Source organism: Sinomonas atrocyanea (assembly GCF_030812675.1).
In the GTDB taxonomy this organism is placed as follows: Bacteria; Actinomycetota; Actinomycetes; order Actinomycetales; family Micrococcaceae; genus Sinomonas; species Sinomonas atrocyanea_B.
This window is the reverse complement of sequence record NZ_JAUSTE010000012.1, coordinates 63,175-79,741: the sequence shown is the minus strand read 5'-3', so window position 1 is coordinate 79,741 and position 16,567 is coordinate 63,175. Positions and strand designations below refer to the sequence as shown.

Below are 16,567 nucleotides of genomic sequence, written 5' to 3'. Positions count from 1 at the left end.
GAAAGAGGAGCGATGCCGCGCCGGCCGAGGATTCCCGGCGTGTGCAGCGCAGGCTGGCGAGCCCATCGCTGCTCGAGTTCATGGGTTTCAGTACGTCAGCGGCAGAGCATCGATTCCGCGCAAGGGCATGGCTCTCTGGCGGATCTGCTCGGCAGGGACTGCGAGCCGGAGATCCGGGCAGCGCCTGAACAATGTCCCCACGGCGATCCGGCCCTCGAGCCGGGCCAACGGCGCGCCGAGGCAGGCGTGCACCCCCTTGCCGAACGCCAGGTGGCGACGGGCATCCGGGCGGGCAAGGTCGAACCGGTCGGGGTCGGCGAACCGCGCCGGATCCCGGTCGGCGGCTGCGAGGATCGGCAGCACCAGATCGCCGCGCCGGACGTCGATCCCGCTCAGCTCGAGGTCTTCGAGGGCGTACCGCTCGCTGGCAAGTTCGGCCGGCCCCCAGCATCGCAGCGTCTCCTCGATCGCGCCGTCAACGAGGTCGGGGTCGTCCGCCAGCAGGGCCCGCTGATCCGGATGGGTGAGCAGGGCGTACGCGGCGGAGGCGATCAGGTTCACCGTGGTGACATGCCCGGCAAGGATCAGCAGGAAGATCATCGCCACCAGCTCGTCCTGGTCCAGGCTGTCGCCGTCCTGGGCGGCGTGCACCAGCTGTGTGAGCAGGTCCTCCCCCGGTGCGGCCGTCTTGGCGGCGACAAGCTCCCGGCCGTAGGCGGCGAACGCACGCATGCCGGCGGCCATGCGCCCGTCGGGCTCCAGGCCCGAGCGGAACAGATCCTCGGTCCACCCGTGGACGCGGGAACGGTCCGATTCCGGGATGCCCAGGAGCTCGAAGATCACCGCAATGGGAAGCGGATACGCGTAGGCGGACACGAGTTCGAGCCCCCGCCGGGGAGCGGCCTCGCCACGGGCTGCGGCCCCCGCCTCGGCGGCGTCGAGGAGGCGGTCGGCGATCTGCTGGATCCGCGGCGCCCACGCCGCGATCGCCCGCGCGGTGAAGCTCGGCTGCACCAGCTTGCGCAGCCTGGTGTGTTCAGGCGGGTCCACCGAGAGCATGGTGCGCAGGAGCACGCGCGTCTCGGGCTCGTTCCCGCCAGGCATCGCCGCGAGGTCCTCAGCGGTGAACCCGGTGTGTGGATCCACGCTGAGGCGTTCGTCGACCAGCGCGGCCACCGCGGCGTCGTATCCGGTCACCGCCCAGAGCGGGCGATCGCGGAGGGGCGCCGGCACCGACCCGAGCGTGCTGTCTGCGAGCAGCGCACGGTGGACAGGGCAGGCGGCGCGCAGGGCCGCGTAGCGCTCGAAGGCGTGCTGGGGGAAGTCGGGGTCCCCCAGACCAAGCCGGCCGTCCTCCGGCGCGAAGGCATCCGGTACCGCTGCGTCGCCCATGATGACCAGTCCTTCCGCGTGCAGGGATTGCCCTGCCAGCGCACCGCCGCGCCGGGTGGACGAGTAGGGCCGAAGAAGGTCCCGCGCACGCCCGTCTGGCCAGTCACAGCCTCCAGGACAGGCCCTTGCCGAGCCTGATCCTGATCCTGCCGCGGCTGTTGACCGTCACCGGGCCGATCCGCCGGCTGACCGAGGCCCCGCTCTTGGAGATGTTCAGCCGCGTGTTCTTCCCGAGCTTCGCGGTCCTGCGGAAGATGAATCCCATGGTCTGTGCCTTCCTCGGTGCTCCCCCGGCGACGAGTCCATCGCCTGCCGCCAGTGTCCCGCACCGGACCGACAGAACAGCCGACGGACACGGCACCCGGGCGTCTGTGCACCAGTGACCCAGGCGGCCCTGCCGCGTATCGTCGAGGCATGTGCCGGAACATCCACACCCTCCACAACTTCGAGCCTGCGGCCACCTCGGAGGAGGTCCACGCAGCGGCCCTGCAGTACGTGCGCAAGATCGCGGGCACCACGAAGCCTTCCAAGGCCAACCAGGACGCGTTCGATCACGCCGTCGCCGAGATCGCGCACATCACCGCGCACCTGCTCGACGATCTGGTGGCCACGACCCCGCCGAAGAACCGCGACGAGGAAGCGGCCAAGGCACGCGCCCGGGCCGAGCGCTCCGGGCGGTACGCGACGGCCTAGCCGAGGACGCCTACCGCCCGGCCACCCGGCCCGCGGGCTGCGCCCCGACATATCTGGCGAGGTACTCCCCCGTCAGGGTCGACCGGCTCGCCACGAGGTCGGCCGGGGTGCCCTCGAAGACGACCCGGCCGCCGTCGTGCCCGGCACCCGGTCCGAGATCGATGATCCAGTCCGCGTGCGCCATGACCGCCTGATGGTGCTCGATCACGATCACCGACTTGCCGGCGTCCACGAGGCGGTCGAGCAGGCCGAGGAGCTGCTCGACGTCGGCCAGGTGCAGGCCGGTGGTGGGCTCGTCGAGGACGTAGACCGTGCCCTTCTCCCCCATCTGCGCGGCGAGCTTGAGCCGCTGCCGTTCGCCGCCCGAGAGCGTGGTGAGCGGCTGCCCGAGCGAGAGGTACCCGAGCCCGACGTCCGCCATCCGCGCCAGGATCCGGTGCGCGGCGGGGATCGCGGACTCCCCCGCGGAGAAGAACTGCTCGGCGTCCTCGACCGACATGGCCAGCACCTCGGCGATGTCCCGGCCGCCCAGCGTGAACTCGAGCACGGCCGGCTGGTAGCGCTTGCCCTCGCACTCCTCGCACGGCGTGCTGACCGTGTCCATGAAGCCCAGCTCGGTGTAGATCACCCCGGCGCCGTTGCACACCGGGCAGGCACCCTCGGAGTTCGCGCTGAAGAGTGCGGGCTTGACGCCGTTGGCCTTCGCGAAGGCCTTCCGGATCGGCTCGAGCAGGCCCGTGTAGGTGGCCGGGTTGCTGCGCCGCGAGCCCTTGATCGCGCTCTGGTCGATGGTGACGACGCCCTCGGCCGGCGCCACTGAGCCGTGGATGAGCGAGCTCTTGCCTGAGCCCGCGACGCCCGTGACGACGGTCAGCACGCCGAGCGGGATGTCGACGTCGACGTCCTTCAGGTTGTGCGTCGAGGCGCCGCGGACCTCGAGGCGGCCCTTCGGGGACCGCAGGGCGTCCTTGGTGCGCGCCCTGTCGTCGAGGTGCCTGCCGGTGCGGGTGCCGCTCCCCCGCAGCGCCTCGACCGTCCCCTCGAAGCAGACCTCCCCGCCGCCGGCGCCGGCACCGGGCCCGAGGTCCACCACATGGTCCGCGATCTCGATCGCCTCGGGCTTGTGCTCGACGACGAGGACGGTGTTCCCCTTGTCGCGCAGCTGGAGAAGCAGTTCGTTCATGCGCTGGATGTCATGGGGATGGAGGCCGATGGTCGGCTCGTCGAAGACATAGGTGACGTCCGTGAGCGAGGAGCCGAGGTGGCGGATCATCTTGGTCCGTTGGGCCTCACCGCCCGAAAGGGTCCCCGAGGGACGGTCCAGCGAGAGGTAGCCGAGCCCGATGTCCACGAAGGAGTCGAGCAGGTGCTGCAGGCCCTTCAGCAGCGGTGCCACGGACGGCTCCTCGAGCGCGCGGACCCACGCGGCGAGGTCCGTGATCTGCAGGGCGCAGGCGTCGGCGATGCTGATGCCCCTGATCTTCGACGAGCGCGCGCCCTCGGCGAGGCGGGTGCCGCCGCACTCGGGGCACGCCTGGAAGGTGATCGCCCGCTCGACGAAGGCCCGGATATGGGGCTGCATCGATTCGGGGTCCTTCGACAGCATCGACTTCTGGATCTTCGGGATGAGGCCCTCGTAGGTGAGGTTGATGCCCTCGACCTTGATCTTGGTCGGCTCGCGGCGGAGCAGGTCGTCGAGCTCCTTCTCGGTGAACTGCCCGACCGGCTTGTCCATGTCGAAGTACCCGGACCCGGCGAAGATGCGCCCGTACCACCCGTCCATGCTGTAGCCGGGGACCTTGAGTGCACCGCCGGCGAGCGACTTGGTGCCGTCGTACAGGGCGGACAGGTCGAAGTCGCTGACCTGGCCCGTGCCCTCGCAGCGCGGGCACATCCCGCCGACCACCGTGAAGGAGCGCTTCTCGGTGCGGCCGGTGGCCGTCCTGATCGCCCCGGCGCCGCTCACCGACGGGACATTGAACGAGAACGCCTGCGGAGAGCCGATGTGCGGTTCGCCCAGCCGGCTGAAGAGCATGCGCAGCATCGCGTTGGCGTCGGTCACGGTGCCGACTGTGGAGCGCACGTTGGCGCCCAGGCGCTCCTGGTCGACGATGATCGCGGTGGTGAGCCCTTCGAGGAGGTCGACGTCGGGGCGCGCCATGGTGGGCATGAACCCCTGGACGAAGGTGGAGTACGTCTCGTTGATCATGCGCTGCGACTCGGCAGCGATGGTCGCGAACACGAGCGAGCTCTTGCCGGAGCCGGAGACCCCGGTGAAGACGGTGAGCCGGCGCTTGGGCAGCTCGAGGCTCACGTCCTTGAGATTGTTCTCGCGCGCACCCTGGACACGGATCACGTCGTGGGAATCGGCAGCGTGCATGGGGCCAGTGTAGGCGGGAGCCGGGCCGGGAACCGGCTAGGAGAGGCCGTGGAGGGCGGCGTACTGCCCGAGGCTGTCGGTGGCGAGCGCCGCTGCCACGGCGGCCATTCCGGCCCGGTCCGCGATCACGATGGACTGCCCGTCAGGTGAGGTGCCCGTGCCGGACGTCGGCAGCGTGAAGAAGACGTCCGACGACGGATCCACGTGCCGCAGCCCGAACGCGAGAACGGCCAGGCCGTCTGCCCCGAGTCCCGGGTCCGTGACGAGGTGCGGGCCGGCGAGCCCGATCAGGGCGAGCACCCCGGCGGGGTTCCCCACGCGCCCCTGGGCGAGGAGCTCGGCGATGACGGAGCGGACGAAGGCCTGCTGGTCGCGCACGCGCTGGTAGTCGCCGTCGGGGAAGGCGTAGCGCTCGCGCACGAACTCGAGGGCCGCCCGGCCGTCGAGGTGGTTGACGCCGCGCGTGAAGGCGTGGTGGGTGCCGAACGTCGCGGTGAACGCGACCGGCACGTCGACGTCGACCCCGCCGAGTGCGTCCGTGATCGCCGTGAAGCCGTCGAAGTCCAGCAGGGCCCAGTGGTCGATGTGGACCGAGAGGATCGAGCCGACGGTCGCGGCGGCGAGCGACGGCCCGCCGAGGGCGAGGCTCGCGTTGATCTTGGATTCCCCGTGCCCGGGCACCGTCACCCACGTATCGCGCATGATCGAGATCCCAAACAGCCGGCGGTGGTCAGCCTGGACGTGCAGGAGCATCATCATGTCGGCCCGCTGGTCGGCGGTGCCGCCGGAGGCGGCCTGGCGCGCGAGGGCGTCCCGGGCGCTGCCGCGGATGTCGCTGCCGATGAGCAGGATGTTCAGGGCGCCAGGGCCCAGGTCGGGCAGCGAGGCGGCAGCCGTCGCGCTGGCGCTCGCTGTGGGGCGCATCGAGGCGGTGGGGGACGCACCGGGCCCCGTACCCGGCGGACGGGTGAGCGCGAACCAGCCGACGGCCGAGCCGACCAGTACGAGGAGCGCCGCGGCGGCGAGCAGCACGCGCGAGCGGGCCCGGCGCCGTCGTGCGCCGTGGTCGCCTCCGGTGCCGGCTCCGGCCATGCCCCCACCGTCTCCCCCGGGCGGCCGGCCGCGGAAGTGCCATTGGCCCCGACATGCGGGAGGCGCCGCCCCAGCTGTGCTGGAACGGCGCCCCGGTCAGATCCTCCGAGGGGCTTCGCTCAGGCGAGGTCCCCGACATGGACGGTGAAGACGTCCGGACCGCTGCGGCTGACCTTGACGTGGTCGCGGTGCGCCCCGGCGAGTGTGGACACGTGCGAGATGGCCTCCTCGAGCGTGTGGTCGACGGTCGAGGGGTCCCAGATCTTGAGGGTCACGGAATGAGAGTCGAAAGTCATGCGCTGAATGCCTTCTCTGGTATCAGGGGTGGCCCTGGCAGCCTCCTCGTTGAGCCTGCCCCGCCATCATAGCTAGACCGGTACGCAGAGGCGGTCCTTCTGTGATGCACCCAACACCCCAGATGCAGACCGGTCTACCCCTTGCGCCAGGCGTCGTCGCTGAGGTGGGACCCCGCCTGCGGGCCCATCTGCAGCATCCCGCCGTCGACCGTCCACGAGGCTCCCGTCACGTAGGCGGACGCGGGCGAGGCGAGGAACGCTATGACGGCCGCGACCTCGCGGGCGTCGCCGGGCCGGCCGAGCGGCACGCCCGGGCGGTGGACCGTGCGCGGGTCCTCGTCCTCCTGCCCCGTCATCGGCGTGGCGATCTCCCCCGGGGCCACGGAGTTGGCGGTGATCCCCTCGGCCCCGAGCTCGAGCGCCATGGTCTTGATGAGGCCGCCGAGGCCGTGCTTGGCGGCGTCGTAGGCGGAGGACCCCACGCGCGGCTGGTGCTCGTGCACGCTCGTGACCGCGATCAGGCGCCCCCCGGCGCCCTGGGCGACCATCCGGCGTGCGGCGCGCTGGAGGCATATGAAGGGTCCGTCGAGGTCGGTCGCGACGATCCCGCGCCAGCGCCCGTAGTCCATCTCGAGGAAGGGCACGTTGGCCCCCGTGCCCGCGTTGTTGACGAAGACGTCGAGCCGCCCGAGCTGGTCCGCGAGCGTGTCCACGGTGTCCGCGCAGCGCGGGGCGTCTGAGGCGTCGAGCTGCTCGACGACGGCGCGCCGGCCGGCCGCGCGGACGGCGTCGGCGGTGCGCGCGGCGCCGTCCCGGTCAGTGTGCCAGGTGATGCCGACGTCGAGCCCCGCCTCGGCGAGCGCGACGGCGGTGGCGCGGCCGATCCCGGAGTCCGAGCCGGTGACGATGGCGGTGCGCGGTTCGAAGGGCATGATGTTCCTCCTGCTGGTCGGCATGCCCGTCGCCTACCCGCGGGCGGGGGCGCCAAACCGCAGCGGCGGTCAGCGCCGCCTGCCGGTCCAGTCGAGCAGGTCCTCGAGCGGCCACGTCGTGACGATCCTCTCGGCCGGGACTCCGTTCGCCTCGGCGCGCGCGGCGCCGTACTGGAGGAAGTCCAGCTGGCCCGGCGCGTGGGCGTCGCTGTCGATGCTGAAGAGGCAGCCGGCGTCGAGCGCGGTCTGGATGAGCCGGTCGGGGGGATCCTGCCGCTCGGGACGGGAGTTGATCTCGACGGCGACGCCCGCCTCGGCGCACGCGGCGAACACCCGCTCGGCGTCGAACTGGGACTCCGGGCGCGGGCCGCGGCCTCCGCGCAGCAGGCGGCCCGTGCAGTGGCCGAGCACGTCCGTGTGGGGGTCCTCGACCGCGGCGAGCATGCGCCGCGTCATCGGGCCGGACTCCGAGCGGAGTTTGGAGTGCACGCTCGCGACCACGACGTCGAGGCGGCCGAGCAGCTCCGGCGTCTGGTCCAGGGCGCCGTCCTCGAGGATGTCCACCTCGATGCCGGTGAGCAGCCGGAATCCTTCCACGTCGGGTGACGCGTTCGCCTCGGCCACGGCGTCGATCTGCCGACGGAGCCGTTCGGCGTCGAGCCCGTGCGCGATGGTCAGGCTCGGCGAATGGTCGGTGAGGGCCTGGTACTCGCGGCCGAGCCAGCGGGCTGCCTCGGCCATCTCGGCCAGCGGGGAGCCGCCGTCGGACCAGTCGGAGTGCGCGTGCAGGTCGCCGCGCAGCTGCCCGCGGATCCCCTCGCCGCCCTCGGCCAGGGGCGCGGCCGCCCGCTCCCTGAGCTCGCCGAGGTAGGCGGGGACCCCGCCGTCGACCGCCTCGCGGATCACGGTATAGGTGCGCTCGCCGATCCCCTTGACCCGCCGCAGGCTGCCGCCACGTGCGCGCGAGGCCACCTCGTCCGCCGGCATGGCGGCCACGATGCCGGCGGCCGATCGGAAGGCCCTGACCCGGTAGGTCTCGGCCTGCTCTCGCTCGAGCCAGAACGCGATCTCGCGGAGCGCCTCGACGGGGTCCATTGCTATCCCTCCACTCTCGGCGCGTCCGCGGATACACGACGCCGCCCCGCCAGCGCGGGGACGGGCACAGTGAGCACGGCGAGGCCCGCCACGATCAGCGCCATCCCCGCCCAGCCCGCGGGCGGCAGCCGCTCCCCCACCACCGCGACGGCGAGGACGGCGGCGACCACCGGCTCGGCCAGGGACGCCGTGGTGGCGACGCTGGCCGGGACGCGGGCCAGGCCCCAGCCGAACAGCAGGTAGCCCAGGAACATCGGCACGACGGCGAGGTAGGCGCCCACGGCGACATTGCCCCAGGAGGCGAGGAAGGCCCCGCCGGTGAAGGCGAGCACCACGAGCAGCCCCAGCGCCGCGAGGGCGAACGTGGCCCCCACGGCGGCACGGGAGCCGATGCCGGCCCGGATCAGCCGATGGCACGTGAACGAGTAGAGGGCGTACGACGCCGCGGCCGCGGCTCCCAGCGCGACCCCCGCCAGCGTCTGGGCTGCTCCGTGCGCCCCGGGCGCGCTGCCTGCTGCCCGGGAGAGGCACAGGAGCACCGCGCCGCTGATCCCGGCGGCCGCCCCGGCGGCCCACCGGCCGGAGAGGGGCCGCCCGTCGACGAGGCGCTCGAGCAGCGCGGCGGCGACGGGGGCGCCGCCGATCGACACGGCGGCGCCGACCGCGACGCCGGCGAGGCGCATCGAGGAGTAGAAGGTGAGCGCGTAGGCGAGCACCGCCGCTCCTCCCGCCGCGATGGCGGGCCAGGAGCGGACCAGCGTGCGCCGGTGCCGGGCAAGCTGCCGGTGGGCGGTCGCGGCGAGCAGGAGGCCGCCGAACCCCATGGACGCCGCGCCCACGGCGAGCGGCGTCACGGACGGGGCGAGCGCGGACGCCGTGCCGGTGGTGCCCCACAGCACGGATGCACCGAGCACGCAGGCGACGCCGAGCGCAGCGTCGCGGCGTGCACGGCTCACCTCGCACCTTCCGTTCGGGCGGGGCCGCTCCCGGAGCGGAGGGCCCGTGGCCCCCACGCTACGCCGCGATGACCGCGGATGTCGCCAGGACGGTGCCCTTCGCGTCGAGGGCCTGGACCGCGAGGTGCGCCGCCGCGGCGACGGCCGCGTTGGTCTCGAAGCCGCGCTTCTTCACGACGGCGGCCTCGCTGAGCGTCTGCGGGCTGCTCCCCGTGAGGAACCTCCAGCTCGCCACCTCGGTCGCGCCGTTCCAGCTGGCGTAGGCCTGCATGGAGGAGCCGTTCCCCGTCACGACGGCAACGTCGGGCGGCGTCGTCGGCGTCGCGGACCAGACGTGGCGGTAGGCCCGGTAGCACCCGCCGCCGATCCCCGTGGCCTCGGCGACAGGCGTGCCGTCGGCCGTGAACTCGGTGGCGGCAGGGTCCGATCCCCACCCGACGAGGTAGTGGCCGTTGTCGAGGAACTGGACGTTTCCCATGGCGTTGCCGCGGTGGCCTCCGCGCTCGAGGGCTAGCCGGAGGGTGACCTTCCGGGCACGCTCGTCGACGGCGAGGATGAGGCCGCGGGAGGTCCCGGTGGTGCCGTCCTTGTAGTGGTTGTCGAACATGCTGATGAGGCCGCCGGGCCGCTGGCGGACGTCGTGCTGCCAGGCGAACGCCGCAGCATCGGGGATCGAGAAGTCGTTCCGGGCCCCGCCCAGCCGCCACCGCACCGAGCCGTCCGGGCCGACGAGGTAGGCGGCGTGGGTGTGGCGGGCTGAGACGAGGTACCCGTCCGCACGGCGGTCGACCGAGTTGACGTGGAACGGGTCGAAGGCCGTCGCGGCGCTCGCCCCGTTGGCCGTGGGGTCGTCGGCGGGCTTGACGAAGGACTCCGTGAGGCCGACGTGCTGGGAAGCCGTCCAGTCGAAGAGCACGGCTCCGCTCGCGACGTCGACCTCCTGGACGTGGCAGTCGTACATGTAGCCCGCTGCGGGGCCGCCGAGCGGGGTGAGGTCGGCCTGCACCGTGGGGTACGAGGTCAGCAGGGCGGTTCCGGCCGAGGTGAGCGTGAACTCGTGGAGGTCCGCCTTGAGCCCGCCGCCGGCGGAGACCTGAGCGATCGTCGTGTAGCCCGTGTCCTTGATGATCCCCACCCCCTCGCCGTGGCCGCCGATCCCCTTGCCCGACCAGTAGGTGAGGACCGGGTTGCCCTTGTACGTCTGCACGCGCAGGTCCGTGACGCCGGCGCCGGTGGGCTCCATCCAGACCGGCGCCCCGGAGTTGTCCATGATGAGGCCGTTCGTCCCGTGCCCCATCGGCCCGGTGAACAGCAGACCCGGGGCCGTGGCGGCCGAGGTCCAGATGCTCACTCTGGGAGCGGTCAGCTTGGTGGTGGTGAAGGTCCGGTCCGGGAGTCCGGCTCCCGCGGAGGTCGACGGGCTGGGCGTGGGCGCGGCCGCCGCGGCGGTCGGCGGGAGGGGGAAGATGCTCGACCGGGCCACGCCCGCCCCGGCGAATGCACCGGCGACGGCGATCCCGGCGCCCTGGAGGAAGTGGCGGCGGCTGACCCTGATCATGCGTCCAGTCTAGGAATCGGCGCCTGTGCGCCATAGGGTTCCCGGCTGTGTCCCAGCTGAGCGCCGGACCTGGCACCATATGCTGGCGATATGTCTGTGCGCGATTGGGAGCTGCGGCACTACAGGTTCCTCGCGGCGCTCGCCGAGGAGGGCAGCATCGGCGGCGCCGCGCGCCTGATCGGAATGGCCCAGCCCAACGCCTCGCGCCTGCTCGAGCAGATGGAACGCGAGGCCGGGTTCCCGCTCGCACGGCGCACTCCCCGGGGGACGCAGCTGACGGATCGGGGCCGGGTGGTCGCGGGGCTGGCCGCCGAGGTCGTCGGCGCCGCGGAGAACGTGGGCCGGGCGGTCGGCGCGCTCGAGGGCGGCCGCGGGACCCTGCACCTGTGCGCGTCGCTCACGGTGGCCGAGCACCTGATGCCGGGGTGGCTGGCCGCGGCCCAGCAGCGGCTGCGCGGGGTGAGCACCACGCTCGACGTCGGGAACTCGGACGAGGTGTTCGACCGCCTCCGCTCCGGAGCTGCCGACCTCGGCTTCGTGGAGGGCCCGACGGTGCAGACGGGCTTCCGGTACCTGGACGTGGGGCGGGACGAGCTGGTCGTCGTCGTGCGCCCGGACCATCCGTGGGCGGCCGACGGCGAGGTGTCCCCGGCCGGGGTCGCCTCGGCGGGGCTCGTGGTGCGGGAGCCCGGATCGGGGACGCGCCAGATCACCGATCTGGTGCTCGCCCCGCACGGTTCCGGGGAACGGTTCGAGGTCGGCAGCAACGCGGCGTTGGCGGCAAGCGTCGCGGCGGGGCTGGGGCCCGGGGTGGTCAGCCGGCTCGCGGTGCAGGCCGCGCTGCGGGGCGGGCGCCTCGTCGAGGTGGCCACGCCCGGCCTCAAGCTCGGCCGCGTGCTGCGCGCGGTATGGCGGGCGTCGGGGCCGCTCGATCCGGCCGCCGGGGACTTCCTGCGCGTCGTCGTGGGGCGGCACTAGCGGACGTACGCTGGGGGCATGCCCCGGTCAATCGCGGCCACCCGGACGCTGTGCGCGCTCGCAGCGCTCGTGTGCGCCGCAGGCTGCTCGCCCGCGGCTCCCCCTGCCGCGCCGGCGACGGAGGCACCGGTGGCCGCCGCCGTCGACCAGTTCCGTGACGAGTACGCCGCGGGTTCCATCGTCATCCAGCTCACCGACACCGGCGCCGCCCCGCTCACCGTGGTCGGGGCCGAGCTCGCCGATCCCCGGTTCGCCGACGGCACGGCGTGGGCCGGCTCCGCGGAGCTCGCCGCCGGCCAGACCCTGAGCCTTCCCGCCGCGCTCGCGGCGCCCCGCTGCGGCGCGGGGGCGTCCGACGCCGCACCCTCCCTCCGCGTCCGGCTCGCCGACGGCACGGAGCGCACGGTGGCCGCGGCCGACCCGCACGGGGTGCTGGCCCGGCTCCATGGAGACCAGTGCTTCGCCCAGGAGGCCGCCCGCGCGGTCCGGCTGCGGCTCGAGGACGCGCTCGGTGCAGGCACCACGGCCAGGACCGCCATCCTGACACTCGTCGCAGACCCACCGGCCGGCCCATCCGGCGTGCCGCCTCGGACCGTCCTCACCTCGGTGGAGGGCACCCCGCTCCTCGGCGAGGATCCTGAGCGGCCGTGGCCGCGCGCGCTCGTCCTGGCGCCGCGGGCGAGGATCGCGCTCGTGGTGCGGCCGGCCCGCTGCGATCCGCACGCGGTGGCCGAAGACAAGGTCGGCACCCTCATCCCCGTCGGGCTCGAGGTCGGAGAGGCGGCCGGCGTGGTGAAGGTCGCGGCCTCGCCGGCGCTGCGGGCGGCCCTCTACCGCTTCGTCGCCCGGGCCTGCGGCTGGCCGGCGGGCTAGCGCCCCCCGCCCCGCCTAGGCTTGGCCCATGAGCACCCCATCGTCAGCCCACCACCGCGCCGGGGCCCCGGAGAGCGACTGGACCGCGGGCCGCCTCGCCGAGGCGGCCGCCGAGCTCGTGGCCGCGGACGGCCTCCCACCGATCGTGCAGGCGGGCCACCCCGTCCTGCGGACCCGGGCCGTGCCCTTCGAGGGCCAGCTCGACGCCGAGCTCCTGGACGCGCTGGTCCTCCTCATGCGCCGCACCATGCACGCGGCACCGGGCGTGGGGCTCGCCGCACCGCAGATCGGGCTCCCGCTGCGCCTTGCGGTCCTGGAGGACACGTGGGCCGCCGACGAGGAGTCGGCGCGCGCCCGCGACCGCGTGCCACTGCCCTTCGTCGCCATGCTCAATCCGGCCTACGCGCCGCTCGGGGACGGGCGTGCAGGCTTCTACGAGGGCTGCCTCTCGGTGCGCGGCTACACCGCCGTGGTGCGCAGGGCCACCGCCGTCCGGGCGCAGTGGACCGCGCCGGACGGCAGCGCCCGCTCGGCGGACTTCACGGGCTGGCAGGCCCGCATCGTCCAGCATGAGACGGACCACCTCGCCGGGACCCTCTACCTCGACCGCGCGGAGCCCCGGTCGCTGTGCGCCAACGAGGAGTACACGGCCCGCTGGGCCCAGCCGACCCCGGAGCGGGCCGCCCGGGCCCTCGGCTTCTCGGCCTAGCCCGGGCGCTAGAGGTACTGCGCGAACCAGCGCAGGATGTGCTCGAACCGCGCCCTGCGGTGGTGGGGGGTGCCTGCGCGGGAGAGCTCGTGGTTCTCGCCCGGGAACACCAGCAGCTCCGCGTCGACACCGCCGAGCCGGAGGGCCGCGTAGTACCGCTGGGCCTGCTCGATGGGGCACCGCCAGTCCTCCTCGGAGTGCACCACGAGGGTCGGCGTACGGACGTCGCCGACTCGGGCCATGGGGCTCTGCGCCGTCATGGCCGCCGGGTCCCACCCGGTGTACTCGCCCGGGAAGAACCACCCGATGTCGCTCGAGCCCACGAAGCTGACCGGGTCGAGGAAGCCCCGCTCGACCACGGCGGCCTTGAACCGGTGGTCGTGCGCGATCGTCCAGGCGGTGAGGTAGCCGCCGTAGGAGCCGCCGAGGATGCCGAGCCGTCCCGCGTCGAGCCGGGGGAAGGCGGCGAGCGCGGCGTCGAGGAAGCCCAGGACATCCTCGAGGTCCAGCGTGCCCATGCGTCCGCGGATGGCGCGCGCGTGCTCCTCGCCGTAGCCGGCGGCCCCGCGCGGATTGCACATCACCACGGCGTACCCGGCGCCCGCGTAGACCTGGGCCTCGTCGAACCAGGCGCCGGTGTACTGCGCGAAGGGGCCGCCGTGGATCATGAGCAGGGTCGGGTGCGGCCCGTCCCCCTCGGGGAGCACCACCCAGCCGTGCACCTCGCTCCCGTCCGCGCTCGTGCCCGTGAACTCCCGGGGCGCGCGCGGCGGCGCCGCCGCACGCAGGGGCGCGTTGACGTCGGTCAGCTGCTCCATCCCCCCGTCCTCGGTGAGCCGGTAGAGCTCGCCCGGCCCGTCGGCGTCGGCCGCTGCGAGGACGACGGCGCCGCGCGCCTCCCCCGCGCCGGTCACCACGAGCGGGCCCGACGTCAGCTGCTCGCGGGCGCCGTCGGGAGCGAAGGCGGTCAGCTGGACGGTCCCTCGCGCGCGGGCGAGGACGAGGGCCCGTCCGTCCGAGGTGACCTGCAGGGCCCCCGCGGCCTCGCCGAGGTCGTCTCCCTCCGCGGAGAGGCGGACCGTCGCGCCGTCGGCCGGGGTGTGCCAGAACAAGTGGGTCGCGCGTCCCACGAAGTCGGCCCCGGACTCGCCGAGCGACGAGGCCAGGACGAACACGCCAGAGCCGTCGGGGGCCTCCGCGGCCAGGTCGACCGAAGCGGCGTCCGGGGTTCCGAGGTCGAGGGCCTCGCTCGCGCCGCCGGTGACGGGGGTGCGGACCGCCCGGCTGCCCAGGGTGTCGACGGCGGCGGGGTCGAAGCCGGACACGGTGTAGACCCAGGCGCCGTCTGCGCTGAAGCGCGGCTCGCTGTGGTCCACGCTGCCGTCCGTGAGCTGGCGGGCCTCGGGGAGCCCCTTCTGTGCGCCGCCCTCGCCGGCGGCGGGGCCCTGCTCCTTGGCGCCCTCCTCTGCCGCGGCCCGCCCGCGCGCGGCCACGAAGGGCTCCGCGTCGAGGGCGGGGACGTCGAGGATGAACAGGCGCGTGCGCTGGTCGCCGGTGTAGCCCACGCCGTTCATGCGGTAGTTCAGGTCGCGGATGAGCCTGGGGTCCTCGGCGCCTGCCGCCACGCCGTCGGTGGAGCCGTAGCGGCCGGGCTCGGGAACGCGCGCCGTGTAGGCGATCCGGGTGCCATCCGGGGAGAAGGCGAACTGCGCCACGCCGAGCGGGGCGTCCGTGAGGATGCGCGGCTCGCCCCCGTGGGCGTCCACGATCGCCAGCTGCGGCCGGCCTGCGGGTGCGGCGCGCAGGAACCCCAGGACGAGGCCGTCCGGCGAGTACTGCGGCGCGGTGTCGCGGAAGCCCCGGGTGAGCAGCCGGGCGGCGCCGCTGTGCAGGGGGACCTCCCAGAGCTGGCCCACCGCGGCGTCGGCGCGGAAGTCGGGCCGGGCCACCGCGACGGCGCAGTGGCCGGCGGCAGGGTGCACGGAAGGGGCGGACAGCGAGCGGACGAGGTCGAGGTGCGCAGGGAGCATGCGCCGAATCCTACGCAGTGTGGCCCCGATACGATGGGAGGCATGCTCGCCGACGCCCTGGACCTGCTGATCTGCCCGCACTGCGGCGCCGACTGGGACGCGGCGGCCAGCGGCGCCAGGGCGCTGGTCTGCGCCGAGGGGCACCGCTACGACGCCTCGCGGCACGGCTACGTCAACCTCCTCACGGGGCGCCCGAGCCGCTCCACGCCGGACACGGCGGACATGGTCGCCGCGAGGGGGGCCTTCCTCCGAACGGGCCACTATGCCCCGATCGCCGAGGCGCTGGCAGGCGCGTGCTCCGCGCTGCCGGAGGACGCCGCGGTCCTCGACGCCGGTGCCGGGACCGGATACTACCTGGATGCGGTGCTCGGGAGGCTGGCCGCCGGCGGTCCCCGGCGCGCGCGGGCCATCGCGCTCGACCTCTCCCCGCAGGCCCTGAGGCGTGCTGCGCGGCTGGAGCGGGCCGCAGCGCTCGTCTGGGACCTGTGGAAGCCGCTTCCCGTGGCCGCGGGCGCCGTCGACGCCGTGCTCGACGTCTTCGCCCCGCGGAACCTCCCGGAGTTCGCACGCGTCACCCGGCCCGGGGGCCTCCTCGTGGCCGTGACGCCCCTTCCCCAGCACCTCGCCGAGCTCCGGGCCAGACTGCCCCTCCTGGACGTGCCGGAGGGCAAGGCCGAGGCCTTGGAACTGGCCGCCGCCGGGGACTACGAGCCCGTCTCGCGCACGCAGCTGTCCTTCGAGCTCGTCCTCAGCCCGGCCTCGGCGGCGGACCTGGCCCAGATGGGCCCGGCCGGCCACCACACGGAGCGCGCCGAGCTCGAGCGGCTCGCCGGGGCAGAGGATCTGGCCGCCACGGCGGCCGTCGAGCTCAGCGTGCTGCGGCGCCGCTGATCCCCTGGCCGTCGGGGACGCGGCCGGCCTCCCGGACCCGGCGCGGGTGCGGCCCGAGGTCCACCCGCAGGAGGCGCATGGCGGCCTGGATGAGCGGACCGATCCCGAAGGCGAACACGGCCGTGCCGATCCCGACCGTCCCTCCCAGAAGCCATCCGGCCAGCACCACCGTCAGCTCGATCGCGCAGCGCACCAGCCACACGGGGCGGCCCGTGCGGGCCACGAGCCCGGTCATGAGGCCGTCGCGCGGGCCCGGGCCGAGCCTCGCGCCGATGTAGAGGGCAGAGGCGAGGGCGAGCAGCACGAGGCCCCCCACGAGGGCCGCGGACTGCCAGAGGAGGTGGAGCGCCCCGTCCGCCGGTGCGGGGATCCATGCCAGGCCGAGGTCGGCGAACACGCCGATGAGCAGGGTGTTCGAGAGCGTCCCCCAGCCCGGCCGCTGCCTCAGCGGGATCCATGCGGCGAGCACGAGGACGCTGACCGCCACCGTGGTCATCCCGAAGCTGAGGCCGACGCTGCGCGCCACGCCCTGGGAGAGGACATCCCAGGGGGAGGATCCGAGGCCCGAGCGCAGGAGGAGGGCGATGGCCACGCCGTACGCTGCAAGCCCCACGTAGAGCCGGACGAGCCGGACGGGCAGGCGGCGGCTGTCGAGAAAGGCTTTCACGGGACCACTCTCCCGGAGTATTGGC

16 protein-coding genes are annotated in these 16,567 nt (G+C 73.9%); 5 read left to right on the top strand and 11 right to left on the bottom strand.

Annotated features, from left to right (window positions below; genetic code table 11):
- Positions 1-87 precede the first annotated feature (87 nt).
- On the bottom strand, positions 88-1,392 hold the full coding sequence (locus J2W20_RS15740) for a cytochrome P450 family protein (protein ID WP_307007720.1): 1,305 nt from the start codon (positions 1,390-1,392) through the stop codon (positions 88-90).
- A 103-nt stretch (positions 1,393-1,495) separates the two neighbouring features.
- Positions 1,496-1,657 (bottom strand): DUF4236 domain-containing protein, encoded by a 162-nt coding sequence (locus J2W20_RS15735; RefSeq protein WP_307007719.1) that lies wholly within the window; start codon positions 1,655-1,657, stop codon positions 1,496-1,498.
- Between the two features lie 149 nt (positions 1,658-1,806).
- On the opposite strand from J2W20_RS15735, the gene J2W20_RS15730 reads away from it, so the two are divergent.
- A complete protein-coding gene (locus J2W20_RS15730; RefSeq protein ID WP_307007717.1) occupies positions 1,807-2,085 on the top strand; it encodes a DUF2277 domain-containing protein in 279 nt (92 codons plus the stop codon).
- Between the two features lie 10 nt (positions 2,086-2,095).
- On the opposite strand, the gene J2W20_RS15725 is transcribed toward J2W20_RS15730, so the two are convergent.
- From J2W20_RS15725 to J2W20_RS15695, 7 genes are all read right to left on the bottom strand, one after another.
- The gene (locus J2W20_RS15725) at positions 2,096-4,465 is read right to left on the bottom strand and encodes an excinuclease ABC subunit UvrA (RefSeq protein WP_307007715.1); all 2,370 of its coding nucleotides are present in this window, start codon (positions 4,463-4,465) and stop codon (positions 2,096-2,098) included.
- Between the two features lie 36 nt (positions 4,466-4,501).
- The gene (locus J2W20_RS15720) at positions 4,502-5,557 is read right to left on the bottom strand and encodes an LCP family protein (RefSeq protein ID WP_307007714.1); all 1,056 of its coding nucleotides are present in this window, start codon (positions 5,555-5,557) and stop codon (positions 4,502-4,504) included.
- 119 nt (positions 5,558-5,676) lie between these two features.
- Positions 5,677-5,853 carry a hypothetical protein gene (locus tag J2W20_RS15715; RefSeq protein WP_169803067.1) on the bottom strand — a complete coding sequence of 59 codons (177 nt, stop codon included), beginning with the start codon at positions 5,851-5,853 and terminating at the stop codon, positions 5,677-5,679.
- A 134-nt stretch (positions 5,854-5,987) separates the two neighbouring features.
- Entirely contained in the window at positions 5,988-6,785 is a 798-nt protein-coding gene (locus J2W20_RS15710; protein WP_307007711.1) for an SDR family oxidoreductase, read from the bottom strand.
- 69 nt (positions 6,786-6,854) lie between these two features.
- The gene (locus J2W20_RS15705; protein ID WP_307007710.1) at positions 6,855-7,880 is read right to left on the bottom strand and encodes a PHP domain-containing protein; all 1,026 of its coding nucleotides are present in this window, start codon (positions 7,878-7,880) and stop codon (positions 6,855-6,857) included.
- Between the two features lie 2 nt (positions 7,881-7,882).
- Entirely contained in the window at positions 7,883-8,836 is a 954-nt protein-coding gene (locus J2W20_RS15700; protein WP_307007709.1) for a DMT family transporter, read from the bottom strand.
- Positions 8,837-8,894: 58 nt separating this feature from the next.
- Positions 8,895-10,394: an arylsulfotransferase family protein gene (locus tag J2W20_RS15695; protein WP_307007707.1), complete on the bottom strand. Its 1,500-nt coding sequence runs from the start codon at positions 10,392-10,394 to the stop codon at positions 8,895-8,897.
- Positions 10,395-10,484: 90 nt separating this feature from the next.
- On the opposite strand from J2W20_RS15695, the gene J2W20_RS15690 reads away from it, so the two are divergent.
- From J2W20_RS15690 to J2W20_RS15680, 3 genes are read left to right on the top strand one after another with little or no spacing between them, the layout of a single operon-like run.
- Positions 10,485-11,372, top strand: a complete 888-nt coding sequence (locus J2W20_RS15690; RefSeq protein WP_307007705.1) for a LysR family transcriptional regulator — start codon at positions 10,485-10,487, stop codon at positions 11,370-11,372.
- A gap of 18 nt (positions 11,373-11,390) precedes the next feature.
- Positions 11,391-12,245, top strand: a complete 855-nt coding sequence (locus tag J2W20_RS15685) for a hypothetical protein (protein ID WP_307007704.1) — start codon at positions 11,391-11,393, stop codon at positions 12,243-12,245.
- A gap of 28 nt (positions 12,246-12,273) precedes the next feature.
- Entirely contained in the window at positions 12,274-12,954 is a 681-nt protein-coding gene (locus tag J2W20_RS15680) for a peptide deformylase (RefSeq protein WP_307007702.1), read from the top strand.
- 8 nt (positions 12,955-12,962) lie between these two features.
- On the opposite strand, the gene J2W20_RS15675 is transcribed toward J2W20_RS15680, so the two are convergent.
- On the bottom strand, positions 12,963-14,984 hold the full coding sequence (locus J2W20_RS15675; protein ID WP_307007700.1) for a S9 family peptidase: 2,022 nt from the start codon (positions 14,982-14,984) through the stop codon (positions 12,963-12,965).
- Between the two features lie 42 nt (positions 14,985-15,026).
- Between J2W20_RS15675 and J2W20_RS15670 the strand changes: the two genes are divergently transcribed.
- Positions 15,027-15,875, top strand: coding sequence for a methyltransferase domain-containing protein (locus J2W20_RS15670; protein ID WP_307007698.1), 849 nt, complete (start codon positions 15,027-15,029; stop codon positions 15,873-15,875).
- Here J2W20_RS15670 and yczE read toward each other — a convergent pair.
- Positions 15,853-16,542 (bottom strand): membrane protein YczE, encoded by a 690-nt coding sequence (gene yczE / locus J2W20_RS15665; RefSeq protein WP_307007696.1) that lies wholly within the window; start codon positions 16,540-16,542, stop codon positions 15,853-15,855. The two genes, J2W20_RS15670 and yczE, sit on opposite strands and share 23 nt — an antisense overlap.
- Positions 16,543-16,567 lie beyond the last annotated feature (25 nt).

Bases quoted from the DNA above. Each gene is read 5' to 3' on its own strand.
- J2W20_RS15740 (WP_307007720.1), bottom strand. From the start codon at position 1,392: ATGGGCGACGCAGCGGTACCGGATGCCTTCGCGCCGGAGGACGGCCGG.
- J2W20_RS15735 (WP_307007719.1), bottom strand. From the start codon at position 1,657: ATGGGATTCATCTTCCGCAGGACCGCGAAGCTCGGGAAGAACACGCGG.
- J2W20_RS15730 (WP_307007717.1), top strand. From the start codon at position 1,807: ATGTGCCGGAACATCCACACCCTCCACAACTTCGAGCCTGCGGCCACC.
- J2W20_RS15725 (WP_307007715.1), bottom strand. From the start codon at position 4,465: ATGCACGCTGCCGATTCCCACGACGTGATCCGTGTCCAGGGTGCGCGC.
- J2W20_RS15720 (WP_307007714.1), bottom strand. From the start codon at position 5,557: ATGGCCGGAGCCGGCACCGGAGGCGACCACGGCGCACGACGGCGCCGG.
- J2W20_RS15715 (WP_169803067.1), bottom strand. From the start codon at position 5,853: ATGACTTTCGACTCTCATTCCGTGACCCTCAAGATCTGGGACCCCTCG.
- J2W20_RS15710 (WP_307007711.1), bottom strand. From the start codon at position 6,785: ATGCCCTTCGAACCGCGCACCGCCATCGTCACCGGCTCGGACTCCGGG.
- J2W20_RS15705 (WP_307007710.1), bottom strand. From the start codon at position 7,880: ATGGACCCCGTCGAGGCGCTCCGCGAGATCGCGTTCTGGCTCGAGCGA.
- J2W20_RS15695 (WP_307007707.1), bottom strand. From the start codon at position 10,394: ATGATCAGGGTCAGCCGCCGCCACTTCCTCCAGGGCGCCGGGATCGCC.
- J2W20_RS15690 (WP_307007705.1), top strand. From the start codon at position 10,485: ATGTCTGTGCGCGATTGGGAGCTGCGGCACTACAGGTTCCTCGCGGCG.
- J2W20_RS15685 (WP_307007704.1), top strand. From the start codon at position 11,391: ATGCCCCGGTCAATCGCGGCCACCCGGACGCTGTGCGCGCTCGCAGCG.
- J2W20_RS15680 (WP_307007702.1), top strand. From the start codon at position 12,274: ATGAGCACCCCATCGTCAGCCCACCACCGCGCCGGGGCCCCGGAGAGC.
- J2W20_RS15675 (WP_307007700.1), bottom strand. From the start codon at position 14,984: ATGCTCCCTGCGCACCTCGACCTCGTCCGCTCGCTGTCCGCCCCTTCC.
- J2W20_RS15670 (WP_307007698.1), top strand. From the start codon at position 15,027: ATGCTCGCCGACGCCCTGGACCTGCTGATCTGCCCGCACTGCGGCGCC.